This window comes from Achromobacter sp. D7-1 (assembly GCF_059760445.1).
In genome coordinates this window covers 20,423-42,901 of the sequence record NZ_JCBAMT010000063.1, presented here as the reverse complement: position 1 = coordinate 42,901, position 22,479 = coordinate 20,423, and the positions used below count along the sequence as shown (strand labels likewise).

Here is a 22,479-nt window from a genome sequence, read left to right as displayed (position 1 = left end):
CGGCCGCGGCGCGCCCATGAAAAAGCCTCTCGGCGCCCATACCGAGAGGCTTTCGACTTTCCGGCCCCCGCGGGAATCGGAAGTCGTTTACGCAAAGGAACTATCAGGCCGCAAGGCCCGTCGCGATTACTTCGCCGGCGTCGCGACGCCGGAATGCTCCGTCTTCGCGGCCCCTCCCGACTTGCCCGCCGCCGGTTTGGCGGAGGTCTTGTCGGACTTGTGATGCTTGTGCTGCGCCTGGGTCTTGGTTTCACCCGTCTTGGACGTGGCATCGGCGCCCGCCGCAAACGCTGTAGGCGCGGCGGCAAGACCGAGGCACAAGGCCGAGGTGGATAGGAACGCAGCAATACGGGAGTGAGTCGTCATTTCATGAACTCCTGAATGTAAAAGGACCGGGATCCTTTTTTCGACACGGGGCGGCAACATCGCCGCTTTACCCGTTCCCGTTTGAACGGGACCCATCCAGAAGGTTCAGCGCGGAACCAGAAAATTGCGGTCGCTAACGCTTCGAAATATGGCGCGGACGGTTCAGCTCTCGAAGGCCAGCAGCGCCACGGTGGCGAACAGCATCAGCGCGAAGCAGGCTCTCAGCTTGCGTTCAGGCAGCCGGTACGCAAGCTTCACGCCGACGGGCACGAACAGCAGGCTGCCCAGCGCCAACGGCGCGCCCACCAGCCAATCGGCCTGCCCTGCCCAGGAATAGGTGATCAAGGCGATAAAGGAGCCCGGTATCACCATGCTCAGCGCAAGCGCCTGCGCAGTGGTCTGCGGCAGCCGGAACACGGTGGTGATGATGGGCACGGCCAACACCGCGCCGCCCACGCCGAAGAAGCCGCCCAGCGTACCGCACAGCATGCCCAGCACGCTGGCGCGGCGCGGCGTGAAGACGCGCGCCGTGCCCGTGGCCGCCGGCTTGCGCGCCGCGGCGGGACGCGAGGCGCGCCAGGTCTGCCAGACATAGAACAGCGCGATGAAGAACAGGAACACGGCGAAGCTGCGGCGCAGGATGGCGGAGTCTATGCCCAGCGCCAGCTGCGCGCCGACCCAGGTGAACACCACGGCGCCGGCGGCGCCCGCCAGCGCCACGCGCTTGTCGATGCGGGTCTGCTGGTTGTATTTGCGCACCGCCATCATGATGGTGGGCAGGACCATGATAAGCGCCGTGCCCTGCGCCAATTGCTGCGACATGCCCATCAACAGCACCAGCGCGGGAATTGCGATCAGGCCGCCGCCGATGCCCAGCACGCCGCCCATGAAACCGATCAGGCCGCCCGCGGCCAGGCACGCGGCGATAACTAACAGACTCACGTCTTGCTCCAGCAGGCCCGGCCTGTGGCAGGCCGGGCTATCAAATTACCGATACCAATCTGCGCAGGCGGCCGGCATGCGCCGGCGCCGGCGTCAGCGCAACTTGTCCAGCGCGGCGTCCAGCCGGTCCACCGCCCAGATCTCCAGCCCTTCGATGGGCTGGCGCGGCGCATTGGCCTTGGGGATCAGGGCGATCGAAAAGCCCAGCTTGGCGGCTTCGCGCAGCCGCTCCTGTCCGCGCGGCGCGGGCCGGATCTCGCCCGCCAGCCCGACTTCGCCGAAGGCGATCAGGCCGCGCGGCAGCGGCTTGTCGCGCAGCGAAGACATGATGGCCAGCAGCACCGGCAGGTCGGCCGCAGGCTCGGTGATGCGCACGCCGCCCACGGCGTTGACGAAGACGTCCTGGTCGAAAGTGGACACGCCGGCGTGCCGGTGCAGCACCGCCAACAGCATCGCCAGGCGGTTGCCCTCCAGGCCGACCGTGAGCCGGCGCGGGTTGGGCGCGTGCGAGCTGTCCACCAGCGCCTGGATCTCCACCAGCAGCGGGCGCGTGCCTTCCTGCGTGGCCATGACGCAGGAACCCGCGACCTGCTGCTCATGTTGCGACAGGAACAGCGCCGACGGATTGGCCACGCCGCGCAACCCGCGGTCCGTCATGGCGAAGACGCCCAGTTCATTGACCGCGCCGAAGCGGTTCTTGAAGGCCCGCACCAGACGGAACGAGGAATGCGTGTCGCCCTCGAAATACAGCACGGTGTCGACGATGTGCTCCAACACCCGCGGCCCGGCCAGCGCGCCGTCCTTGGTGACGTGGCCGATCATGACGATGGCGATGCCCGTCTGCTTGGCCAGGCGCGTGAGCTGCGCCGCGCATTCGCGCACCTGCGAGACCGAACCCGGCGCCGCGCTCAGTTCGCCGCTGTACAGCGTCTGGATCGAGTCGATCACGGCGACAGTGGGCTTCTGCTCGGACACCGCCGCCTGGATCGACTCCAGCCGGATCTCGGCCAGCAGGTTGACGTTGCCGGTCTGCAGGCCCAGGCGGCGCGCGCGCAGCGCCACCTGCTCGGCGGATTCCTCGCCCGTGACGTACAGCACATTGGTGACTTCCGACAGCGAGGCCAGCGCCTGTAACAGCAGGGTCGACTTGCCTATGCCCGGATCGCCGCCGATCAGCACCACGGCGCCGGCCACCAGGCCGCCGCCCAACACGCGGTCGAACTCTTCCAGTCCGGTGGGCTGGCGCGGCGTTTCGCGGGCTTCGATTTCAGACAGGCTGCGTACCGGGCTGGCGGCCGCCAGCGGCGCATAACGGTGCGAGGCGGCGGCGGGCGCCGACGACTCCACGGTTTCTTCCAGTGTGTTCCAGGCGTTGCAATGCGGGCATTTGCCCTGCCACTTCGGGGTGGTGCCGCCGCAATCGGAGCACACGTATACGGTTCGGGATTTGGCCATGCGCGAAAGTGTACCGGCAAGCCGGGGCCGCGGCGCGCGTCAGGCGCGCGCATTTGTCCCGGCGCGCACCATGACGGTGCGCCTATCTGTCATTCTGCTTTCAAAAACAGGGACAAGCTGAAGTTACATGATGCAAACTCAAGAAATTCTCTGGCGGATTTCTCCAGATCGCGCATAATCATCAAGTGCAGCGCATTGACGAACCGTCCGGCCCAGGGCGGCATACCTGCAACCGTACTCCCCAGGGCGCGGATGCGGGAATCGCGGCGCAATCACCCTGCGGCTTTCCAGGAAGCCGCCTAAACCGGAACAGGACCCGAGCCACGACGAGACCGCCGGACCACCGGCGCGGCGTGCGTAGAGGTCAAACGCGGATGCGCCTTGCCACCAGGCGTATGCGCGAGGAGTACGCGCATGAGCATTACCTACCGCCCCCCTTTCGACGAAGACGATGAACGGGAGCTGCGCGCCTTGTACCGTAGGCATGGCCCCGCGGCCAGTCCCGAACTGGACGCCGCGGTGCGCCGCAGCTGGCATCCCGGCCATAGCTGGCACCCGGCCTGGGGCGCAGCCGCCTGCGCCGCCATGGTCTTCGGCCTGTTCGCCTGGACCGAAATGCGCGAAGCCCAGGACTTTACTGAGCAAAACACGCCGGTCATCGCTCCGCACGAAATAGGGACAAGCTCGGAACGTTCGCCCGCCCTGCTTTCCACGCCGGCGGAAGCGCCCGCCGAACAGACCGCGCCCGTCACCGAGCGCGTGGCCGCGCCACCGCAGGAAGCCGCGCCGCAAGCCGCCCCGGCCCAGGAAGCCGCCGCCGCGGAACAGCCGGCCGCCGAACCTGCCGCGCCGGAAACGCCTGCCCTCAGCGACCAGGACATCGAAGCCCGCGTGACCCATATCCGGGCGCTGGTGCGCGAGGAACAGCCGCAAGAGGCCATACAGGCGCTGCGCGAATTGCAGCAGGCAGCCCCCGATCTGGAGCTGCCCGACGACCTGCAGGAACTGGCTCAGCAGATCCCGTCCTGACCGCCGCTGCCCATCGGCGCCGCGCTTTGCGCGGCCGATGGGCGCGCATGTCCGATATCAACCGGCGCAGCTCGGCTTCTTGCTAACATAGCCGCCATGAGTCCGAGCTTCCACCACCGCAATCTGCCCCATCTGCTGCTCTACGCGCGCGAAACCTTGATGGCGCATTTCCGCCCCATCCTGCACGCCGCAGGCGTCACCGAACAGCAATGGCGGGTCCTGCGCACGCTGAGCGAGGTGGGCTCCATGGAACCCAACCAGATCGCCCGCACCTGCCAGATCCTCAGCCCCAGCCTCACCCGCATGCTGGCGGGCATGCAGGAACAGGGCCTGATCAAGCGCGCGCGTTCCAGCGCCGACCAGCGCCGCCAGGAAATTTCGCTGACGCCCAAGAGCAACAAGCTCATCGACCGCATGCGGCCGCAAGTGGATGCGAAATACCAGGAGATCGAGGCCAGGATAGGCAAGGAATTGCTGGACCGCCTGTACCGCGACGTCGACACCATGGTTGAACTGATCAAGCGCGAGCCCGCCGACCCGCGCGCCTCCGAGGAAGAATGATCAGGCCGGCACGGGGAAGATCGCGTTGATCTGCCCGGTGCCGGAACTGGCGAAGTAGTCCGTCACGATCTCCACCGGCTGGTCGTAGCCGTCCCAGCCCAAGAGGCCCAGCAGCATCGCGGTATCGTGCATGCCGCCCTCGCCCACGCACAGGTCGGCGTATTCGGGCAGCATGGCGCAGAAGGTTTTCCAGTCCCCCTGGCGCCACAATTCCACCACGCGCAAGTCCACCTGCCGGAAGAACTCGCGGCTGATCTGGTGCATGGCGGCCTCGGGGCTGCCGTTGTCGTTGAAGCGATGCGATAGCGAACCGCTGGCCAGCACCGCCACGCGGCTGTCGCTGGCCTCGATGGCCTGGCGCAGCGCGGCGCCGAAGCGCCGGCTGTCGTCCAGCGAGTGCCAGGCGCACCAGGCGGCGACCGATACCACGTTGAAGTGTCCGTCGCCGTTCATGTAGCGCATGGGCACCAGGGTGCCGTACTCCAGTTCCAGGCTGTCGATTTCATGCGAACGCGTGCCCACGCCCGCGGCGTTGGCGCATTCGGCGATGCGGCGCCCCAGCTGAGGATTGCCGCGGTAGGCGTAATCCATGTCCTTGATGAAATGCGGCAGCTCGTTGCTGGTGTAGCGGCCCTTGAAGCCGCTGTTGCAGTTCACGTGATAGCCGCCGTTGACCAGCCAGTGCACGTCCAGCACCACGATGCTGTCCACTTCCAGGTCGCGGCAACGCTGGCCGATGAGGCGGTGTCCCTGGATCGCGGCCTCCCTGCAGCCCTGGTGCTTGCCAGGCAATTCCGAAAGATACATGGACGGCACATGCGTTACCTTGGCCGCCAGCGCGAGCTTGCCCATGATGCTAGTCTCCTCGTTCTTGTCAGTCCGGACCGGGCTCAGACGCCCCATCTGGGGATGTGGTGGCTGCCCATGGACACGCACACGTTCTTGATCTCGGCAAAGACCTCGTAACTGTATTCGCCGCCTTCGCGTCCGGTGCCGGATTCCTTGGTGCCGCCGAAGGGCTGTCGCAGGTCGCGCACGTTCTGGCTGTTGATGAATACCATGCCGGCTTCGATGCCGCGGGCCAGGCGGTGCGCGCGGCCGATGTCGCTGGTCCAGATGTAGGACGCAAGGCCATACTTCACGTCGTTGGCCAGCGCCAGGCCCTCGGCCTCGTCCTTGAACGGCAACAGGCAGGCGACCGGGCCGAAGATCTCTTCCTGCGCACATCGCATGCGGTTGTCGACGTCGGCCAGCACCGTGGGGCTGACGAAATTGCCGCCCGCCAGATGGGCCGGCAAGCCGGCGGGCCGGTCCGCGCCGCCCGCGAGTATGCGTGCCCCCTCCTGCTCGGCCAGGCGGATGTAGCCCGTGACCTTTTCCCAGTGCTGGCGCGTGATCATCGCGCCCACATGGGTATTGTCATCGGTCGGGTCGCCTACCGCGAGGCGCCGCGCGCGTTCGGCGAACCTGCGCACGAACTCGTCGTAGATGGTCTGCTGGATGAAGATGCGCGAGCCCGCGGTGCAGCGTTCGCCATTGAGCGAGAAGATGGTGAAGAGCGCCGCGTCCAGCGCCCGTTCCACGTCGGCATCGTCGAAGATCAGCACCGGCGATTTGCCGCCCAGCTCCATCGAGTACTTCTTGACGCCGCCCGCGCTGGCCAGGATCTTCTTGCCGGTCACGGTGCCGCCCGTGAACGAGATCGCGCGCACGCCGGGATGGCGCACCAGCGCGTCGCCGGCGGTGGCGCCGTAGCCCTGCACCACGTTCAGCACGCCGGCCGGAATACCGGCCTCCAACGCCAGCATGCCCAGCTGGTCCGCCGTCAGCGGCGAGAGTTCGGACATCTTCAGCACGGCGGTATTGCCCAGCGCCAGGCACGGCGCGGTCTTCCACGTGGCCGTCATGAACGGCACGTTCCAGGGCGACACCAGCGCGCACACGCCCACCGGCTGGTACAGCGTGTAGTTCAGCATCTGATCGTCCACCGGGTAGGTGTGGCCGTTCATGCGCGTGCAGACCTCGGCGAAGAAATTGAAGTTTTCCGAGGCGCGCGGGATCAGTTGCTTGCGGGTCTGTGAAATCGGCAGACCGGTGTCGCGGGTTTCCAGTTCCGCCAACTGCGGCACGTTCTGGTCTATCAGTTCGCCCAACTTGCGCATCAGGCGGGCGCGTTCCTTGGCAGGCGTGTTGGCCCACTTGGGAAAGGCCTCGGCCGCGGCCGCGACGGCCGCGTCGATTTCGGCCTGCCCGCCGGCGGCCACCTCGGCGATCGCCTCGCCCGTGGCCGGGTTGCTGGTGATGAAACGGTCGCTGCTGTCGACCTGCTTGCCATTGATCCAGTGCTTGATGCTCACGCGCGGCTCCTCGTCCCGACTGCGCCGGATCGGCCGGCGCAAATTTTATTAACACGTTAACGTTATGCTTGCCGGACGATGCTGTCAACGCCGGGAAAGCCCCAGGCGATGCCAAGCGCCGAAACCTTCTGGCGGATTGTTGTTACCGCTGTTTTTCATTAATATAGTTAACATGATAATTACATTCGGTGGAGCAAGGCCATGCCCCATATCTGGATCGAATACTCGGGCAATCTGGCCCTGGATACGCAGGCCCTGATGCGGACCGTGCAGGACGCCGCCGTGGGCGACGGCAGCCTGTTCCCGCTGGCCGGCGCGCGCACCCGTGCGCTGCGGGTGGACGACTGCCTGATCGTCGACGGCCATCCAGACAATGCCTTCGTCCACGTAGTGCTGCGCATCGGCCACGGCCGCAATGCCGAGCAAAAGGCCGCGCTCGGCGAACGGGTGTTCCAGGCGCTGAGCGCCGCGCTGGCGCCGCAGATGGCGGCGCGCCCCCTCGGCATCTCGATGCAGATCGAGGAAGCCGACCCGGTGCTGAACTACAAGCTCAACAACTACCGCGAACACCTGGCCGCGCGCGCCATGGCCGCCGCAGCGCCTTGGCCGAGGACCGTGGTGGGCGCGGCGCTGAACACGCGCCAGGCGCTGGCCGCGCTGGGCGATGCCGTGGATTCCGCTCCCTATAAGGCCGCTCCCAAGGCGCCGGTGCTCTATATCAAGCCCGCCAACACCTACGCCCGTAATGGCGACGTCATCACCCTGCCCGCCGACGTGGACGCAGTCGAAGTGGGCGCCTGCCTGGGCGTGGTGTTCGCCCGCCGCGCCACCCGCGTCAGCGAAGCCGAGGCGCTGGATTACGTGGCGGGCTACCGCGTGGTGGCCGACCTGTCGGTGCCGCATGCCAGTTACTTCCGCCCGGCGCTCAAGCAGAAATGTCGCGACGGCTTCTGCCCCATGGGCCAGGATCTCGCCCCCGCGGCCGCCGTCGGCGACCCTGACTCGCTGGACATCGAAGTGCGCATCGACGGCCAGGTGGCGCAACGCGCCAGCACCGCCGACCTGATCCGTCCCGTGGCGCGGCTGATCGCCGACGTCACCCAGTTCATGACCTTGGAAGCCGGCGACATCCTGCTGGCAGGCGCCCCTCACGGCGCGCCGCAAGCCCGCGCCGGACAGCGCTACGACATCCGCATCGCGCGGGTCGGCGAGCTTGGAAATTCGCTGGCCGCCGCCCGATAAGCACAGGAGCCCGTCATGAAACATGCCCGCATCTCCCTGGATGGCGTGATCCACGCCGCCACCGAAGCCGGCCCCGGCCAGGTCCGCCTGGCCGACGGACGCGTGTATGCCGAAGACGCAGTGGACTGGCTGCCGCCCTTCGAACCGCGCACCACTTTCACGCTGGCCATCAACTATGCCGACCACGCCAAGGAACTGGCCTTCAAGGCGCCCGATGAACCGCTGGGGTTCCTCAAGGCCGCCAACACCTTCGTCGGCCACCGCGCCCGGACCTTGCGCCCCACCGACGTCGCCTTCATGCACTATGAGTGCGAGCTGGCGGTGGTGATAGGCAAGACCGCCAGCAAGGTCAGTCGTGCCCAGGCTTATGACTGCGTGGCCGGCTACACCGTGGCCAACGACTACGCGCTGCGCGACTACCTCGAAAATTGGTACCGCCCCAACCTGCGCGTCAAAAGCCGCGACACCTGCACGCCGCTCGGCCCCTGGCTGGTGGACCGCGACGACGTGCCCGACCCCATGAACCTGAACCTGCGCACCACCGTCAACGGCTTCGAGACGCAGCGCGGCAACACCCGCGACATGGTGTTCGACGTGCCCGCGCTGATCGAGTATTTCAGCAGCTTCATGACGCTCTCGCCCGGCGACCTGATCCTGACGGGCACGCCCGACGGCATCGTCAACGTGCAGCCCGGCGACGAAGTCGTGACCGAAATCGAAGGCGTGGGGCGGCTGGTCAACACGCTCGTCCCCTACCCCGACTGATTCCACTACAACTCCACTACACCTGGAACCCCGATGCTAGACAAAGATACCGTGCGCGCCATCGCCGCGCGCCTGCACGAAGCCGAACGCACCCGCCAGCAGATCCGCCAGATTTCGCTCGAGTACCCCGACATCACGATCGCCGACGCCTACGCCATCCAGCGCGCCTGGATGGACATCAAGCTGGCCGAAGGCCGGATCAAGCGCGGCCACAAGATCGGGCTGACCTCGCGCGCCATGCAGCAGGCCTCGCAGATCGACGAACCCGACTTCGGCATGCTGCTGGACGACATGTTCTTCAATGACGGCGCGGACATCCCCGCCGGCCGCTTCATCCTGCCGCGGCTGGAGGTCGAACTGGCCTTCGTGCTGGGCAAGCGCCTGCAAGGCCCCAACGTCACGCTGTTCCAGGTCTACGACGCGGTGGACTACGTGGTCCCGGCTCTGGAAATCATCGACGCGCGCTCGCACAGCATCGACCCCGACAGCAAGCGTCCGCGCAAAGTGTTCGACACCATCGCCGACAACGCCGCCAACGCCGGCGTGGTGATGGGCGGACGGCCGGTGAAAATCGGCGAACTGGACCTGCGCTGGATCGGCGCCATCCTGTCGCGCAACGCCGTCATCGAGGAAACCGGCGTGGCCGCGGGCGTCTTGAACCATCCCGCCAATGGCGTAGTATGGCTGGCGAACAAGCTGGCCGCCCACGACGTGGCGCTGGAAGCCGGAGAGATCATCCTGTCGGGTTCCTTCACCCGTCCGGTGCTGGCCCGCCCTGGCGATACCTTCAACGTCGACTACGGCGTGCTGGGTTCCGTCAACTGCCACTTCATCTGACCGCGGCTCCATCCATGGACATACTGACCAATACCTTCAAGCAGACGCTGCGCAGCGGCAAGCCCCAGATCGGCCTGTGGGCGGGCCTGGCCAACGCCTACTCCACCGAGATCATCGCCGGCGCCGGTTTCGACTGGCTGCTGATCGATGGCGAGCACGCCCCCAACACCTTGCAGACCACGCTGCAGCAGCTGCAATCCATGGCCGCCTACCCGGTCGCGCCAGTGGTGCGCCCGGCCTGGAACGACGCGGTCCAGATCAAGCAGATCCTGGACACGGGTGCGCAGACGCTGCTGGTGCCGATGGTGCAATCCGCCGAAGAAGCCGCCGCCGCCGTGGCCGCGGTGCGGTATCCGCCGCAGGGCGTGCGCGGCGTGGGCAGCGCGCTGGCCCGTTCGTCGCGCTGGAACCGCATTCCCGACTACCTGCGCCGCGCCAACGACGAGATGTGCGTGCTGGTGCAGATCGAAACCCTGCGCAGCCTGGACGCGCTGGAGGACATCCTGGCGGTGGACGGCGTGGACGGCGCCTTCATCGGCCCCGCGGACCTGGCGGCCAGCATGGGCTACCTGGGCCAGCCCGAGCATCCGGAGGTGGTCAAGACTATCGACGACACCATCGTGCGCATCGTGCGCAGCGGCAAGGCAGCCGGCATCCTGCACAGCGGAGTGGACCGCGCCAAGCACTATCTTTCGCTGGGCGCCACTTTCGTCGCGGTAGGCGTGGACGCCACCCTGCTGGCGCGCGCGGCTGAACAGCTGGCGGGCCAGTTCAAGAACACCGCCGCGCCCGCTGCGGACCAAGGTCCCTACTGATCCGGACGCCGGGGGCCGCAGGCCCCGCCCCACATCACTGCCCCGCCAGGAAGCCGCGCACGGCGGCGTTGAACAGCAACGGCCGCTCCAGGTGCGCGGCATGCCCGCAATCCGGCAGCACGCACAGGCTGCCATGGGTCAGCGCCGCGCGCAGGGCCAGCGCCGAAGCCAGCGGATGGCTACGTTCGTGTTCGCCCGATATGACCAGCACCGGCGCGCGCACCGCGGCCAGCGCCTGCGTGTGGTCCACGCCGTCGACGGCGGCGATCATCGAGGCAGCACCCGCTGCACTCATCGACACCCCATCTTCCAGGCAGGCCGCATAAGCGGGCGCCTGCTCTCCTGCCGCGAACCAGGTCTTCAGCACGCGCCGGGCCGTGGCGCGTGGACCGTCCGCGCGCAGGCGCGCCAAGGTCTGGTCCATGGGTTCGAAACGCGCACCGCGATCGACCCGCAGGCCCGCGCCATACAGCACCGCCCGGCCCACGCGCCCGGGAGCCGCGCACAGCAATCGCTGCGCAACGAAACCGCTGAACGAATGCCCTAACACGTCAAAGCTGGCTATGCCCAACCGGTCCGCCAGGGCGACGAGCGCGTCCGCGTAGGCCGGCAGGCCCTGCAAGGGCGGCGCGTTCGCGCCACGCCCGAAGCCCGGCCAATCGATGGCGATCACGTCATGCCTGTCGGCCAGCGCGCCAGCCAGACCGTCCCAGATCGCGGACGAAGAACAGAAGCCGTGCAGCAGAAACAGCGGGCGGCCCGAGCCGCGGCGGTTGTATTCCATGGCGCGCGCCTCAGTTGTCCAGCACCACCCCGGATTCGCGCACCACCGCCTGCCACTGCGGCGCTTCGCTGCGCCAGGCCGCGGCAAAAGATGCCGGCGTGTCCTGCCCGGGCACGAAGCCGCCGGCCAGGAAGGCCTGGCGCACCTCCGGCAAGGCCAGTACCTCGTGCAGGACGTCCGCAAAGCGCGCCACGCGCTCGGGCGGCGTGCCCTTGGGCGCGGCGAAGCCCCACCAGTTGCCCTGCACCACGTCCGGCATGCCGGCCTGGGCCGCGGTAGGCACGTCGGGCAATCCGGCAAAGCGCTCGGGCGCCGCCACCGCCAGGGCCCGCACCTTGCCCTGCGGCATGTAGGCGGCCGCGATGCTGTAGCCGCCGATGTACATCTGGATCTCGTTCGCCAGCAAGGCCTGCACCCCCGGCGTAGAGCCGCGGTAGGCGATGTGCGTCATGCCCGCGCCCATGGCATGGGACAGGCGGTAGCCGGACAGATGCGGCGTGGTGCCCATGCCCGGCGAGCCATAGTTCAGCTTGCCGGCCTGGGCCCGCGCATACTGCGCGAACTGGGCGTAGTCCTGCGCCGGCACCTGCGCGCTGACGTAGACGAAAGCCGGCACGTCGGCCAGCTTGCCCACCGGCTCCAGATCCGCCAAGGGATCAAAGCCCAGCTTGCGGTACAGGAACTGGTTGATGACGAAATTATTGGTCGCGCCCAGCACCAGCGTGTAGCCGTCGGGCTTGGCGCGCGCCACTTCCAGCGCGCCGATATTGCCGCCGGCGCCGGTCTTGTAGTCAACGATCAGGGGCTGGCCCAGGCGTTTTTCCAGCAAGGGCTGGATCTGCCGCATGGCGACGTCGCCCGCCGCGCCCGGCGCATACGGCAGGACGATGCGGATGGGGTGATCGGGATACTGCGCCCGGGCGGCCAGCGGCAAGGCCGCCGCGCCCAAGGCAAGCAAAACGGATACGGCGCAAGTCCGGTACGTCATGGTGTTCTCCCTGGCCGGCGGGCGGCGCCCGCGCGCGCCGGCCTCGCGGCCGGCCGGTTTCCTCGCGAGCGCTACAGATCGATGCGCATCAGGTCGTGGGCCAGCCGCAGCGGACCCGAATAGTTCTTGCGGATGTCGGCCACGATCTCGTCCATCAGGTGCGGCCCCATCAGTTCCACCGGCAGATGCTTGGCGGCAGCGCGCTTGATCACCGGACTGGTCGAATCGAAGTGGCCGAAATGCGTCGCCACCAGGCTCTTGACGCCGGCGCGGCTGGCGATGATGCCGAGGTCCGTGGGACTGGTGTGCGCATAGGTGCCCACGCCGGTCTTGGCGCGGTGCGCGATGAACGATTCGGGGAAAGTGCATTCATGGATCAGCAGGTCGGCGTCCTGCGCCAGCCGCACCATGGCTTCACAGGGCGCGGTGTCGCCGCTGAAGGCGATGACCTTGCCCTCGGCCTCCACCCGCACGCCGAAGCACTCGCACACGTCGCGCGGAATGTGCTCGACCCAGTCGACCGAAATGCGCACGCGGCCATCGTCGAACACCGGCCCGGGACTGACTTCGCGCACTTCCGGCCGCATGGCTTCCAGGTTGGCCTGGCGCACGGGATAGGCGCTGCGCGCCTGGTAGTCGGTATGGTAGGCGCCGTTCTCGAACAGGTGGTCGACGAAATGGCGCGTGCCCTTGGGCCCCAGCACCAGCGGCGCGCCGGTCTTGTTCAGCATCCAGCTGGAGATGACGAAGTAAGGATAGTCGCAGATATGGTCGTGGTGCAGGTGCGTCAGGAACACGAAGCCCACCTTGGCGGGATCGACATTGGCGCGCACCATCTGGCGCGTGGCGCCCTCGCCGCAGTCGAACAGATAGTGGGTATCGTCATCCAGGGTCAGCAGGATGGCCGATTGGCCGCGGTCGGGATCGGGCAGCGCGGCACCGGTTCCCAGCATCGTGATTTTCATGTTTTCCCCTTTTATGCAGGACAGTTGAACTGCGATCCAGTATAGGGATGGGGTGCATACAATCTAATCAATTATTAGAATGCTGTGATAACCAACAGGAATTGCAAAATGCCAACCACTCACCGCATTCCAGAACTGCACCACATCGGCGGCCGCCTGCGCATGCGCCACCTGGACCTGCTGCGCGCGTTGTACGCGCTGGGCAGCGTGCACAAGGCCGCGGCCGAGCTCGGCATGACGCAGCCCGCTGCGAGCAAGCAATTGCTGGAACTGGAAGACATGTTCGGCGTGCCGCTGTTTCAGCGCACGCGCCGCGGCATCGTGCCCACGGGCTTTGGCCACGCGCTGGCGCGCAAGGCCGACGTGCTCTGGTCCGACCTGTCCGGCGCCCGCAACGAGATCGCCGCGCTGGCCGCCGGCGCCAGCGGCCGCATCCGCGTCGGCGTGCAGCAGGTGGCGCTGCCCGTGCTGGTGCCGCGCGCCCTGCAACGCCTGCGCGCCGACCATGCCGGCGTCACCGTCATGCTGCAGGAAGGCGCGCACGATGCGCTGCTGGCCGGCCTGGCGCGCGGCGAACTCGACTGCGTGCTGGGCCGCCTGATGCTGGACGCCACCCAGCCCGTGTTCCGCACCGAAGTGCTGTACGAAGAGCCGATCTGCGTGGTGGCGCGCGTCGGCCATCCGCTGGCCAAGTCCACCCGCATCACCGCGGCCGCGCTGGCGCGGCAGGACTGGATCCTGCCGCCGCCGCAGGCGCCGCTGCGCCAGCGCATCGACTCCTACTTCGCCGAGCAGGGGCTGACGCTGCACGCACCCATGGCCGAGTCGGTATCGCTGCTGGCCAACGAGGTGCTATTGCGCAGCAGCGACCTGCTCTCCGCCATGCCGCGCGCGGTGGCGCAGCACTATGCCGCGCTGGGCGTGCTGGCCATCCTGAGGTTCCGTCCCGACTGGAACCTGCCGCCGGTGGGCGTGGTGCAGCGGGCGCAGGTGGAAGCGGCCCCCGCCTTGCAGCGCTTTCTCGATGCGCTGCGGGTCGAAGCCGGCGCGTTGGGCGCGTAGCGCCGCAAGCGCCCCTCTGCGCTCAAGCGTATTGCGCGAGCCCGTGGCCGAAAGACCAGTTCTCTTTCGCCACTTCCACCAGGTTCACGAACACGTCCTCGGGCCGCAGGCCGGGATCTTCGCCCAAGCGTTGCGCAATCCGCTGGAACAGCGCCTTCTTCTGTTCCAGGCTGCGCGTGTTGTTCGCCGTGATCTGGATGTACACGAGGTCGTCGCTGCGCGCCACATCCATGTAGGTCGGGCTGTAGCGGAAGTTCGACGCGTCATGCTCGGTCATGGTCATGAATTGGTCGTCTTCAGGAACATTGAAGGTTTCGCGCATGGCCAGATAGATGTTGTCGAAAATGGCCTGGCGGTAGGCTTGCGGCTTTCCGGCGCGCAATGAGACATGGACTAGCGGCATGGTGGATTCTCCCTGTTGGACCGCTTCATATTAGCCATTCTGATAAGCTATCTGTCTATATTTCAATGATAAGCATCTGAAATGACTGAGCGCTCGCTGGATATCGCCGCCGTCAGGGCTTTTGTCCGCATTGCCGAGCTGGGCAGTTTCACGCGCGCCGCCGAAGTCCTGCAAACGACACAGGCGGCCATCAGCCTGAAACTCAAGCGGCTCGAAGACCGGCTGGGCTTCCGCCTGATCGAACGCACGCCGCGGTACGTGGAGCTTTCGGCGCGAGGCGCCGCCTTTCTTGGACAGGCGCGCGAACTGCTGGCGGCGCACGACCGCGCGCTGTCCGCGGCTGCCGAGGGCAGGCAACGCCTTGCCATCGGCATCAGCGAACACGTGGCGGGCCCTGAACTGCCGGCGCTGATTGCACGCATGAACGCGGCGGATCCCCGGCTGCTGATCGAAATCCGGATTGCCTCCTCCGGCGACCTGCTCCAGAGTTTCGACCGGCGTGAACTCGATACGGTGATCGTGCGCCTGCATGCGGGACGCGACGACGGACAAGTTCTGACCAAGGAAAAATTCGGCTGGTACGCGGCGCCCGGTTGGCAGCAGCGGACAGGAGAACCGCTGCCCCTGGCCACCATGGCGCAACCTTGCGGCGTGCGCGCCATCGCCGAACAACTGCTCGACGAATCGGGCATACCGTGGACAGAGGTCTTTGTGGGCGGCGGCGTGATGGCGGTTGCGGCCGCGGTGATGGCGGGACTTGGCGTGGCGGCGCTGTCTCCGCGCATGCTGCCCTTCGGCGCGATCGACGCGGGCCCGAGGCTCGGACTGCCCGCCCTGCCGCAATTGCCGGTCTTATTGCACACCAGGGTCAGGGATGGCCGCGCGCGCGATGCGCTAACGGCCCTGGGCGCCGCGTTCCGCAGCGCCGTGAAGGGCTGAAAGCCTCAGGAACGGCCGCCCAGGCTGCCGCCGCCGTCCACGCCCAGCACCTGGCCGGTAATGAAGCCGGCGTCGTCCGACAGCAGGAAAGCGATCGCGGCCGCCACTTCGGCGGGCGTGCCCAGGCGCTTCATGGGCACGGAGGCCAGCGCGCGCTTTTCGGCATCGCTGCCGGCCGGGCGCGTGGCCCGGAACATCTCGGTTTCGATCGGGCCGGGTGCGACCGCATTGGCGGTGACGCCGTATTCGGCCAGTTCCAGCGCCCAGGTGCGGGTGCAACCCACCAGCGCGCTCTTGGCGGCCGAATAGGCGGTGCGTTCCATGCCGCCATGGATGGCGCGGCTGACCACGTTGACGATGCGTCCGGCGCGGCGCACCTTCATGGATTCGATGAATGCCTGGGTGACCTGCACCGCCACGCGCACGTTCAGATCCAGCACGTTGTACAACGTGGCCAGGTCGATCTCGCCCAGCGGCTGGGGCGAAACGATGCCCACGTTGTTGACCACGGCGTCGACCGGGAATTTCTCGCGGATCTCGCGCAGCACTTCCTCGGTGCGGCCGGCGTCCGCCAGGTCACAGGCGTAGAGGTAGCCCGGAAAATCCACGTCGGTGGTGTTGCGCGCGATGCCAACCACATGACAACCCATGTCGGACAGCCGCTGAGTAAGCGCCCAGCCTATGCCTTTGGTGGCGCCCGTGACGAGCACGCATTTGTCCTTCATGGATAGAAACCTCGCTGGTGTTTTCTTGGTGAAAAACGGGCGCTTGGGCGCCCGGTCTTCCAAGTAGACACCATCCGGCGCCACCTGTCTTGTAAATTGCGTAGCAATTCTTGCCTGCCGGACAGCCCGCCTGACGAGGGGGAACCGGCCGGCTCAGACGTCCCGGGTGACCGGAACGCGTGGCGCCAGGGCGCACAGCAGCTCGTAGCCAATGGTGCCGGCGGCTTGGGCCACTTCGTCCACGGAGGGGCCTTCCTCGCCCCAGAGCGACACGGGCGAACCGACGCCGGCGGCGGGGACAGGCCCCAGATCGACGATCAGCATGTCCATGGAAACGCGGCCCACCAATTGGGTGCGGATGCCGGCCACCACCACCGGCGTGCCAGTGGTCGCGTGGCGCGGATAACCGTCGGCATAGCCGCAGGCCACGATGCCGATGCGCATGGAGCGGTCGGCGCGGAAGATGGCGCCGTAGCCGACCGAATCGCCGGCCTTCAGATCCTGCACGGCGATGATTTCCGAGCGCAACGACATGGCCGGTTTCAGGCCGAAGGAAGAAGCTTCGGCGTCCGCAAACGGCGATGCGCCGTACAGGCAGATGCCAGGGCGCACCCAGTGCGCCTGCGTTTCGGAGGCGACCGCGATTTCGGCGAAGCGCAGCGTGGCGGCCGAATTGCAGACGCTGATGGCGCCCGGCATCTTATGCGTCACCGAATTGAACAGCGCCAGCTGTTCGTTCACGCCTTGGGGGCCGTCGGCGCAGGCGAAGTGGGTCATCTTGCCCACCGAACCCAATACACCCTGCTGTTGCAGCAGCATGGCGCGTTCATGCGCCGCGGCGTAGGCGGCGGGGCTGAAGCCCAGGCGGTTCATGCCGCTGTTCAGCTTGAGCATGATGTCGACGCGGCGCGAGAAGCGCGCGCGGGCCAGCATGTCCAGTTGCTCCCGGTTGTGCACCGTGGTGCTCAGGTGGTAGCGGTCGACAAGGTCCAGGTCGGAGGGTTCGAAAAAGCCTTCCAGCAGCAGGATGGGACCGCCCCAGCCCGCTTCGCGGCAGCGCACGGCTTCGTCCAGGTCCAGCATGGCCAGGCCTTGCGCCTTCGAGAAGCCGGCGACGGCCTGCTCGATGCCGTGCCCATAGGCATTGGCCTTGATCACCGCCCAGATCGAGGGCGGCAGGCCCGACGCGGCCTCCGCGGTCTGGTCCAGGTGGCGGCGCACGGCCGCGAGGTTATGCGCTAGCGCGGAGACGGAGACGGTGGCGGAGATTGGACGCGGCATGGTGTGGGATCCTGTGGCGCTTAAGTCTAACTGATCCGCACCTCACGCGGCATGGCGCCGTGTCACCGGGATGCGACTACTCTAAAATGGATCAGTCCAGGCCCGCGCGGCCAGATCCGCCAGTCCAAATATGTCCATCGATCACTACGAGAACTTCCCCGTCGCCTCGCTGCTGTTGCCGCGCAGGCTGCGCGGCGCCGTGACCGATATCTACCGTTACGCCCGCGCGGCGGACGATATCGCCGACGAAGGCAGCGCCACCGACGAAGAACGGCTGAAGCAGCTGGCCGCGTTCCGCGCCGAGCTGCACCGCATCGGCGCCGAACCGGGCGCCAGGCCCGAACCCGGCTCGCCCGAACTGGCCAGCATCTTCGTCCCGCTCGCGGCCACCATCGCGCGCCACCAGCTGCCGATCACGCCCTTCTACGACCTGCTGTCCGCCTTCGAACAGGACATCAGCGTCAAGCGCTACGAAGACTACGCCACGCTGGCCGACTACTGCACCCGCTCCGCCAATCCAGTGGGCAGGCTGATGCTGCACCTGTTCGAAGCCACCAATCCCCAGAACGTGAGCGAGGCCGACGCCATCTGCACCGGCCTGCAACTGGTGAACTTCTGGCAGGACGTGCGGGTGGACTGGCACAAGCAGCGCGTCTACCTGCCGCAAGAGGACCTGCGCCGCCACGGCGTGACGGACGAGGACCTGGCTGCCTGCCGGCTGACGCCCGCCTGGCGCGACCTGATGGCCTTCGAAGTCGAACGCGCCCGCGCACTGCTACACTTCGGCGCTCCGCTGGCGCGCCGTCTGCCGGGCCGCATGGGCCTGGAGCTGCGCCTGGTGGTGCAAGGCGGGCTGCGCGTGCTGGAGCGTATCGAGGCGGGCGGCTACGATGTATTCATGAATCGCCCCGAATTGGGCGCCAAAGATTGGGCCATCATGATGTGGCGCGCAATTACCTGATATGACCCCTGACGAATACTGCCAGGAGAAAGCCGCCAAAAGCGGTTCCAGCTTCTACTACTCGTTCCTGTTCCTGCCGCCCGAGCGGCGGCGCGCCATCACGGCGCTGTACGCGTTTTGCCGCGAAGTGGACGACGTGGTCGACGAATGCACCGACCCGTCGCTGGCCCGCGTCAAGCTGGCCTGGTGGCGCACGCAGGTCGACCAGATGTACAACGGCAATCCGGACCATCCGGTGACCCGCGCCCTGCAACCGCACCTGCAAAGCTGTTCAATCACGCGCGAACGCCTGCTGGCCGTGGTCGACGGCATGGAAATGGACCTGGACCAGACCCGCTACCTGGACTGGCCAGGCCTGCGCAAGTACTGCTGGCACGCCGCCGGCGTGGTGGGCGAACTGTCCGCCGGCGTCTTCGGCTATTCCGATCCCAAGACCCTGGTCTATGCGGAAAAGCTGGGCCTGGCGTTCCAGATGACCAACATCATCCGCGACGTGGGCGACGATGCCCGCCGCGGCCGCATCTACCTGCCCGTCAACGACATGCAGCAGTTCGAGGTCAAGGCCTCGGACATCCTGAACGGCGAATACTCCGAACGCTTCAGCGCGCTGATGAAGTTCCAGGCCGATCGCGCCCGCGAGCTGTACCGCGAGGCCATGAGCAACCTGCCCGAGGTCGACCGCCGCGCGCAGCGCCCGGGCCTGATGATGGCCGCCATCTATCACGCACTGCTCGACGAGATCGAACGCGACAACTGGCAGGTGCTGCATCAGCGCATCTCGCTCACTCCCCTGCGCAAGCTGTGGCTGGCCTGGAAGACCTGGGTGGGCGGCGGACGCGGACTGGTCCGCCGGTTGGCCCGGTGAAGGCCGCGGTCATCGGCGCCGGCTGGGCCGGCCTGGCGGCCAGCGTCGCGCTGCGCGAAGCGGGCGCCAAGGTCACCGTCTTTGAAGCCGGCCATACGCCGGGCGGCCGCGCCCGGCGCGTGTTCCACACCGATTTCGACGCGCCGCTGGACAATGGCCAGCACCTGCTGTCGGGCGCCTATAAGCACACGCTGGCGCTGATGCGCCGCGTCGGCCGCAACCCGGACGCCTTGTTGATGCGCCGGCCCTTGCAGCTGGCCAGCCTGGACGGCCGCTTCCGCCTGGCTGCGCCGCGCCTGCCCGCGCCGCTGCACATGGCGGCGGCGATTCTGCGCGCGCGCGGCCTGTCCTGGAAGGACCGTTTCGCGACCCTGCGCCTGATGCGCGGCTTGAAAGCCATGTCCTGGACGCCGCCGCGCGACTGGACCGTGCTGCACCTGCTGCATTACCACGCGCAATCGGACGCCCTGATCCGCCAGATCTGGGAACCGCTGTGCCTGGCCGCGCTGAACACGCCCGCCGCCACCGCCAGCGCCGCGCTGTTCGCGCGCGTGCTGCGCGACAGCCTGACCGGCAGCCGCGAAAACAGCGACATGCTGCTGCCCTGCACCGACCTGTCCGCGCTCTGGCCCGACGCCGCCGCGCGCCAGGTAACCATGCGCTACGGCAGCACCGTGCGCCAGCTCCGCCCCTCCGGCGAAGGCGTCGACATCAACCAGGAACGATTCGATGCGGCCGTGCTGGCGGTGCCGCCTGCCTTCGCCGCGCGACTGCTAGACGCCCCGCTGCGCGAGGCCGGCGCCAACGGCCTGCTGGACGCGCTCAAGGCATTCGACTACATGCCCATCGCCACGTTGAACCTGCGGCTGCAGGATCCCTGGCGCCTGCCCGAACCCATGATGATGCTGCGCGAAGAAGCCGCCCGCGACCACTACGGTCAATGGCTGTTCGACCGCGCGCAGCTGGCCGGCGACACCAAGGCCGGCGAACTGGCCGTGGTGACCAGCGCGGCCACCGGCATCGCCGAACGCAACCGCCAGCAGATCATCGAAGCGCTGATCGACCAGGTGGCCGAACAGGCGGCGCGCCACCCCGCGCGCCTGCCGGCCATGCCGGAAGTGACTGCCGCGGAACTGTTCATCGAAAAACGCGCGACCTTCGCGGCGGTGCCGGGTCTGACCCGCCCGCTGAATTCCACGCCCTGGCCCACGCTGGCGCTGGCCGGCGACTGGACCGACACCGGCTATCCGGGGGTGCTGGAAGGCGCGGTGCGCAGCGGCCTGCAGGCCGCCCGCGTGCTGAATCCCGCCGTGGCCTGAGCGCCGCCACGGCGCCTGCCAGCCCTAGCGCAACAGGCTGGCGGTGGCCAAGCCCGCCGCCGTCAGCAGCAGCGAACCCGCCAGGCTGAAGCCCGCATAGCCCAGCGCGCTGGCGTAGGCGCCGCGCTCCAGCATCGCCACCGTCTCGGCCGAAAAGGTCGAGAAGGTGGTCAGCCCCCCCATGAAACCCGTGATCGCGCCCAGCCGCACCCAAGCCGGCCATTCTGGATGCCCGGCCACCAGCGCCAGCGCCAGGCCCACCAGATAGCCGCCGGCCAGGTTCACCGCGAAGGTGCCCCAGGGCCAGGACTCCACGTTCAGCCACAGGCTGACCAGCCAGCGGACCCAGGCGCCGAACATGGCGCCCACGCCCACGGCCAGGAAATTCAGGGGAATCAGGGTTTGATACGCGGACATCGGGCTTCAGGACGCCTTGTGCTGTTTGAGGCGGAAGGAAAAAACCAGCAGCAGTATGCCGAAGAACACGGCGTAGGCGCCAATCACCCAGACCAGCGCCAGCGCGCCGGCGCCGGGCTGCATGATCAGCATGCCGCCGAACAGGATGGACACCAGGCCCGACAGGCCCAGCAGCCATTCGTTGCGGATATCCTTGCGGAAGCGGATGGCGGCCGCGACCTGGAACACGCCGGACACCAGCGCCCAGATCGCGATGATGTAGAGCAGGACCAGCGCGGTCAGGCCCGGATAGACGAAGGTCACGATGCCGGCCGCGATGCCCAGCAGGCCCACGATGATGAGCGCCCACAACGGCTTGCCGTTGTCGCGGATGCGCACCCCCGCAACCAGGGCCAGCACGCCGTCCACCAGCGCGAAAGCGCCCCACACCAGCACCAGGGCGGACAAGGTGATGGCGGGCATGAGCAAGGCCATGAGCCCGAAAAGGATGGCGACGACGCCGCGCAACGCCACCCAACCCCAATGACGACCGATCTGATCCACGACTTGCTGTTCAAGCATGACGACCTCCGGTGTTTGTAACGGGTGGCCTATGTTATCTCCGCCAGGCGGCAGGCGCCACGTCGCGCCCGGCCCGCCAGCGGCGCCGCCCCGAAATCGATTGAAATTTCCTTGGGCGGACAAGGGCGGCATTTATAAGAGTCATTCTCATTAAATGTTAGAATCCGCGGGCTTTCATCCTATACCCCATGGACAGTCAACCCACTCCCCGCCGCCGGGCCTATTGGCTCAAGACGCTGCACCAATGGCATTGGATCAGCTCGGCGTTGTGCCTGTTGGGCATGCTGCTGTTCGCGGTCACGGGCCTGACCCTGAACAATGCCTCGCACATCGAGGCCAAGGCAGTGGTGACCAGCCGCGAAGCGCACATGCCCGCCGCCGTCCTGCAGCAACTGAGCCCCGCGCCCAAGCAGAAAAAGGCCCCGCTGCCCGCGCCCGTGGCGCAGTGGCTGGACGAAACGCTGGACACGTCCGCCGCCGGCAAGCCGGCCGAGTGGTCCGCCGATGAGGTCTACCTGTCGCTGCCGCGCGCCGGCGGCGACGCCTGGCTGTCCATCGACCTGGCCAGCGGCGACGTCGAATACGAACGCACCGACCGCGGCTGGATCTCGTACCTGAACGATTTGCACAAGGGCCGCAACACCGGCCTGGCGTGGAGCTGGTTCCTCGACATCTTCGCCGTCGCCTGTCTGGTCTTTTCGCTGACCGGACTGGTGCTGCTCAAGATGCACGCCGGCAACCGCAGCGCGACCTGGCCCATGGTCGGCCTGGGCGTGGTGATCCCGGTGGTGCTGGCCCTGCTTTTCATACATTGATTCCAACGATCCGCCCTGGAGATTT

General features: G+C 67.3%; 26 protein-coding genes. 12 read left to right on the top strand and 14 right to left on the bottom strand.

Translation table 11 applies throughout. The features are described 5' to 3' along the window. Positions 1 to 126: 126 nt before the first annotated feature. From AC6LKD_RS23325 to AC6LKD_RS23310, 4 genes are all read right to left on the bottom strand, one after another. Positions 127 to 366: a hypothetical protein gene (locus AC6LKD_RS23325; protein WP_013394795.1), complete on the bottom strand. Its 240-nt coding sequence runs from the start codon at positions 364 to 366 to the stop codon at positions 127 to 129. A gap of 162 nt (positions 367 to 528) precedes the next feature. Next, positions 529 to 1,308: a sulfite exporter TauE/SafE family protein gene (locus AC6LKD_RS23320; RefSeq protein ID WP_498117598.1), complete on the bottom strand. Its 780-nt coding sequence runs from the start codon at positions 1,306 to 1,308 to the stop codon at positions 529 to 531. 93 nt (positions 1,309 to 1,401) lie between these two features. Further along, positions 1,402 to 2,763: a DNA repair protein RadA gene (gene radA / locus AC6LKD_RS23315; RefSeq protein WP_424242203.1), complete on the bottom strand. Its 1,362-nt coding sequence runs from the start codon at positions 2,761 to 2,763 to the stop codon at positions 1,402 to 1,404. Positions 2,764 to 2,852: 89 nt separating this feature from the next. Then, positions 2,853 to 3,035 (bottom strand): hypothetical protein, encoded by a 183-nt coding sequence (locus AC6LKD_RS23310; RefSeq protein ID WP_498117597.1) that lies wholly within the window; start codon positions 3,033 to 3,035, stop codon positions 2,853 to 2,855. A 142-nt stretch (positions 3,036 to 3,177) separates the two neighbouring features. On the opposite strand from AC6LKD_RS23310, the gene AC6LKD_RS23305 reads away from it, so the two are divergent. Both AC6LKD_RS23305 and hpaR read left to right on the top strand, forming a co-directional pair. After that, a complete protein-coding gene (locus AC6LKD_RS23305) occupies positions 3,178 to 3,792 on the top strand; it encodes a hypothetical protein (RefSeq protein WP_013394798.1) in 615 nt (204 codons plus the stop codon). A gap of 96 nt (positions 3,793 to 3,888) precedes the next feature. After that, positions 3,889 to 4,353 carry a homoprotocatechuate degradation operon regulator HpaR gene (hpaR, locus tag AC6LKD_RS23300; RefSeq protein ID WP_013394799.1) on the top strand — a complete coding sequence of 155 codons (465 nt, stop codon included), beginning with the start codon at positions 3,889 to 3,891 and terminating at the stop codon, positions 4,351 to 4,353. Here hpaR and hpaD read toward each other — a convergent pair whose 3' ends face one another. Both hpaD and hpaE read right to left on the bottom strand, forming a co-directional pair. Next, positions 4,354 to 5,205, bottom strand: coding sequence for a 3,4-dihydroxyphenylacetate 2,3-dioxygenase (hpaD, locus tag AC6LKD_RS23295; RefSeq protein WP_498117595.1), 852 nt, complete (start codon positions 5,203 to 5,205; stop codon positions 4,354 to 4,356). Between the two features lie 38 nt (positions 5,206 to 5,243). After that, a complete protein-coding gene (gene hpaE / locus AC6LKD_RS23290) occupies positions 5,244 to 6,710 on the bottom strand; it encodes a 5-carboxymethyl-2-hydroxymuconate semialdehyde dehydrogenase (protein ID WP_498117594.1) in 1,467 nt (488 codons plus the stop codon). Between the two features lie 201 nt (positions 6,711 to 6,911). On the opposite strand from hpaE, the gene AC6LKD_RS23285 reads away from it, so the two are divergent. From AC6LKD_RS23285 to hpaI, 4 genes are read left to right on the top strand one after another with little or no spacing between them, the layout of a single operon-like run. Further along, positions 6,912 to 7,952 carry a fumarylacetoacetate hydrolase family protein gene (locus AC6LKD_RS23285; RefSeq protein WP_498117593.1) on the top strand — a complete coding sequence of 347 codons (1,041 nt, stop codon included), beginning with the start codon at positions 6,912 to 6,914 and terminating at the stop codon, positions 7,950 to 7,952. A 15-nt stretch (positions 7,953 to 7,967) separates the two neighbouring features. Beyond that, positions 7,968 to 8,717 carry a fumarylacetoacetate hydrolase family protein gene (locus AC6LKD_RS23280; protein WP_498117592.1) on the top strand — a complete coding sequence of 250 codons (750 nt, stop codon included), beginning with the start codon at positions 7,968 to 7,970 and terminating at the stop codon, positions 8,715 to 8,717. 33 nt (positions 8,718 to 8,750) lie between these two features. After that, a complete protein-coding gene (gene hpaH, locus AC6LKD_RS23275; protein WP_492275378.1) occupies positions 8,751 to 9,554 on the top strand; it encodes a 2-oxo-hept-4-ene-1,7-dioate hydratase in 804 nt (267 codons plus the stop codon). A gap of 14 nt (positions 9,555 to 9,568) precedes the next feature. Continuing rightward, positions 9,569 to 10,369, top strand: a complete 801-nt coding sequence (gene hpaI / locus AC6LKD_RS23270) for a 4-hydroxy-2-oxoheptanedioate aldolase (RefSeq protein WP_013394805.1) — start codon at positions 9,569 to 9,571, stop codon at positions 10,367 to 10,369. A 34-nt stretch (positions 10,370 to 10,403) separates the two neighbouring features. Here the strand turns inward: hpaI and AC6LKD_RS23265 are convergent, their stop codons facing one another. From AC6LKD_RS23265 to AC6LKD_RS23255, 3 genes are all read right to left on the bottom strand, one after another. Then, a complete protein-coding gene (locus AC6LKD_RS23265) occupies positions 10,404 to 11,153 on the bottom strand; it encodes an alpha/beta fold hydrolase (protein ID WP_013394806.1) in 750 nt (249 codons plus the stop codon). A 10-nt stretch (positions 11,154 to 11,163) separates the two neighbouring features. Further along, positions 11,164 to 12,141, bottom strand: coding sequence for a Bug family tripartite tricarboxylate transporter substrate binding protein (locus AC6LKD_RS23260; protein WP_498117591.1), 978 nt, complete (start codon positions 12,139 to 12,141; stop codon positions 11,164 to 11,166). 71 nt (positions 12,142 to 12,212) lie between these two features. Further along, on the bottom strand, positions 12,213 to 13,106 hold the full coding sequence (locus AC6LKD_RS23255) for an MBL fold metallo-hydrolase (protein WP_013394808.1): 894 nt from the start codon (positions 13,104 to 13,106) through the stop codon (positions 12,213 to 12,215). 108 nt (positions 13,107 to 13,214) lie between these two features. Here AC6LKD_RS23255 and AC6LKD_RS23250 point away from each other — a divergent pair, with 108 nt between their 5' ends. Beyond that, the gene (locus AC6LKD_RS23250) at positions 13,215 to 14,168 is read left to right on the top strand and encodes a LysR substrate-binding domain-containing protein (RefSeq protein ID WP_498117590.1); all 954 of its coding nucleotides are present in this window, start codon (positions 13,215 to 13,217) and stop codon (positions 14,166 to 14,168) included. A gap of 22 nt (positions 14,169 to 14,190) precedes the next feature. Here AC6LKD_RS23250 and AC6LKD_RS23245 read toward each other — a convergent pair whose 3' ends face one another. Beyond that, the gene (locus AC6LKD_RS23245; protein ID WP_207473389.1) at positions 14,191 to 14,571 is read right to left on the bottom strand and encodes a tautomerase family protein; all 381 of its coding nucleotides are present in this window, start codon (positions 14,569 to 14,571) and stop codon (positions 14,191 to 14,193) included. Between the two features lie 81 nt (positions 14,572 to 14,652). Here AC6LKD_RS23245 and AC6LKD_RS23240 point away from each other — a divergent pair, with 81 nt between their 5' ends. Then, on the top strand, positions 14,653 to 15,510 hold the full coding sequence (locus AC6LKD_RS23240; protein WP_498117589.1) for a LysR family transcriptional regulator: 858 nt from the start codon (positions 14,653 to 14,655) through the stop codon (positions 15,508 to 15,510). Between the two features lie 5 nt (positions 15,511 to 15,515). Here the strand turns inward: AC6LKD_RS23240 and AC6LKD_RS23235 are convergent, their stop codons facing one another. Together AC6LKD_RS23235 and alr are read right to left on the bottom strand one after the other, a co-directional pair. Further along, complete coding sequence (locus AC6LKD_RS23235; RefSeq protein ID WP_013394812.1) at positions 15,516 to 16,235, bottom strand: SDR family oxidoreductase; 720 nt, start codon at positions 16,233 to 16,235, stop codon at positions 15,516 to 15,518. 153 nt (positions 16,236 to 16,388) lie between these two features. Continuing rightward, positions 16,389 to 17,516 (bottom strand): alanine racemase, encoded by a 1,128-nt coding sequence (alr, locus tag AC6LKD_RS23230; RefSeq protein WP_013394813.1) that lies wholly within the window; start codon positions 17,514 to 17,516, stop codon positions 16,389 to 16,391. Between the two features lie 130 nt (positions 17,517 to 17,646). On the opposite strand from alr, the gene hpnC reads away from it, so the two are divergent. From hpnC to hpnE, 3 genes are read left to right on the top strand one after another with little or no spacing between them, the layout of a single operon-like run. Beyond that, positions 17,647 to 18,477 (top strand): squalene synthase HpnC, encoded by an 831-nt coding sequence (gene hpnC / locus AC6LKD_RS23225; protein ID WP_498117587.1) that lies wholly within the window; start codon positions 17,647 to 17,649, stop codon positions 18,475 to 18,477. Position 18,478: 1 nt separating this feature from the next. Continuing rightward, entirely contained in the window at positions 18,479 to 19,342 is an 864-nt protein-coding gene (gene hpnD / locus AC6LKD_RS23220) for a presqualene diphosphate synthase HpnD (RefSeq protein WP_492275376.1), read from the top strand. Then, positions 19,339 to 20,661, top strand: a complete 1,323-nt coding sequence (gene hpnE, locus AC6LKD_RS23215; protein ID WP_498117586.1) for a hydroxysqualene dehydroxylase HpnE — start codon at positions 19,339 to 19,341, stop codon at positions 20,659 to 20,661. The genes hpnD and hpnE overlap by 4 nt, the downstream gene beginning before the upstream one ends. A gap of 24 nt (positions 20,662 to 20,685) precedes the next feature. Here hpnE and AC6LKD_RS23210 read toward each other — a convergent pair whose 3' ends face one another. After that, the gene (locus tag AC6LKD_RS23210; protein WP_013394817.1) at positions 20,686 to 21,078 is read right to left on the bottom strand and encodes a fluoride efflux transporter CrcB; all 393 of its coding nucleotides are present in this window, start codon (positions 21,076 to 21,078) and stop codon (positions 20,686 to 20,688) included. A gap of 6 nt (positions 21,079 to 21,084) precedes the next feature. Further along, a complete protein-coding gene (locus tag AC6LKD_RS23205; protein ID WP_424241356.1) occupies positions 21,085 to 21,639 on the bottom strand; it encodes an HdeD family acid-resistance protein in 555 nt (184 codons plus the stop codon). A 188-nt stretch (positions 21,640 to 21,827) separates the two neighbouring features. Here AC6LKD_RS23205 and AC6LKD_RS23200 point away from each other — a divergent pair, with 188 nt between their 5' ends. Beyond that, positions 21,828 to 22,454 carry a PepSY-associated TM helix domain-containing protein gene (locus AC6LKD_RS23200; protein WP_498117584.1) on the top strand — a complete coding sequence of 209 codons (627 nt, stop codon included), beginning with the start codon at positions 21,828 to 21,830 and terminating at the stop codon, positions 22,452 to 22,454. Positions 22,455 to 22,479 lie beyond the last annotated feature (25 nt).

Bases quoted from the DNA above. Each gene is read 5' to 3' on its own strand.
- AC6LKD_RS23325 (WP_013394795.1), bottom strand. From the start codon at position 366: ATGACGACTCACTCCCGTATTGCTGCGTTCCTATCCACCTCGGCCTTG.
- radA (WP_424242203.1), bottom strand. From the start codon at position 2,763: ATGGCCAAATCCCGAACCGTATACGTGTGCTCCGATTGCGGCGGCACC.
- AC6LKD_RS23305 (WP_013394798.1), top strand. From the start codon at position 3,178: ATGAGCATTACCTACCGCCCCCCTTTCGACGAAGACGATGAACGGGAG.
- hpaR (WP_013394799.1), top strand. From the start codon at position 3,889: ATGAGTCCGAGCTTCCACCACCGCAATCTGCCCCATCTGCTGCTCTAC.
- hpaD (WP_498117595.1), bottom strand. From the start codon at position 5,205: ATGGGCAAGCTCGCGCTGGCGGCCAAGGTAACGCATGTGCCGTCCATG.
- AC6LKD_RS23285 (WP_498117593.1), top strand. From the start codon at position 6,912: ATGCCCCATATCTGGATCGAATACTCGGGCAATCTGGCCCTGGATACG.
- AC6LKD_RS23280 (WP_498117592.1), top strand. From the start codon at position 7,968: ATGAAACATGCCCGCATCTCCCTGGATGGCGTGATCCACGCCGCCACC.
- hpaH (WP_492275378.1), top strand. From the start codon at position 8,751: ATGCTAGACAAAGATACCGTGCGCGCCATCGCCGCGCGCCTGCACGAA.
- hpaI (WP_013394805.1), top strand. From the start codon at position 9,569: ATGGACATACTGACCAATACCTTCAAGCAGACGCTGCGCAGCGGCAAG.
- AC6LKD_RS23265 (WP_013394806.1), bottom strand. From the start codon at position 11,153: ATGGAATACAACCGCCGCGGCTCGGGCCGCCCGCTGTTTCTGCTGCAC.
- AC6LKD_RS23260 (WP_498117591.1), bottom strand. From the start codon at position 12,141: ATGACGTACCGGACTTGCGCCGTATCCGTTTTGCTTGCCTTGGGCGCG.
- AC6LKD_RS23255 (WP_013394808.1), bottom strand. From the start codon at position 13,106: ATGAAAATCACGATGCTGGGAACCGGTGCCGCGCTGCCCGATCCCGAC.
- AC6LKD_RS23250 (WP_498117590.1), top strand. From the start codon at position 13,215: ATGCCAACCACTCACCGCATTCCAGAACTGCACCACATCGGCGGCCGC.
- AC6LKD_RS23245 (WP_207473389.1), bottom strand. From the start codon at position 14,571: ATGCCGCTAGTCCATGTCTCATTGCGCGCCGGAAAGCCGCAAGCCTAC.
- AC6LKD_RS23240 (WP_498117589.1), top strand. From the start codon at position 14,653: ATGACTGAGCGCTCGCTGGATATCGCCGCCGTCAGGGCTTTTGTCCGC.
- AC6LKD_RS23235 (WP_013394812.1), bottom strand. From the start codon at position 16,235: ATGAAGGACAAATGCGTGCTCGTCACGGGCGCCACCAAAGGCATAGGC.
- alr (WP_013394813.1), bottom strand. From the start codon at position 17,516: ATGCCGCGTCCAATCTCCGCCACCGTCTCCGTCTCCGCGCTAGCGCAT.
- hpnC (WP_498117587.1), top strand. From the start codon at position 17,647: ATGTCCATCGATCACTACGAGAACTTCCCCGTCGCCTCGCTGCTGTTG.
- hpnD (WP_492275376.1), top strand. From the start codon at position 18,479: ATGACCCCTGACGAATACTGCCAGGAGAAAGCCGCCAAAAGCGGTTCC.
- AC6LKD_RS23210 (WP_013394817.1), bottom strand. From the start codon at position 21,078: ATGTCCGCGTATCAAACCCTGATTCCCCTGAATTTCCTGGCCGTGGGC.
- AC6LKD_RS23205 (WP_424241356.1), bottom strand. From the start codon at position 21,639: ATGCTTGAACAGCAAGTCGTGGATCAGATCGGTCGTCATTGGGGTTGG.
- AC6LKD_RS23200 (WP_498117584.1), top strand. From the start codon at position 21,828: ATGGACAGTCAACCCACTCCCCGCCGCCGGGCCTATTGGCTCAAGACG.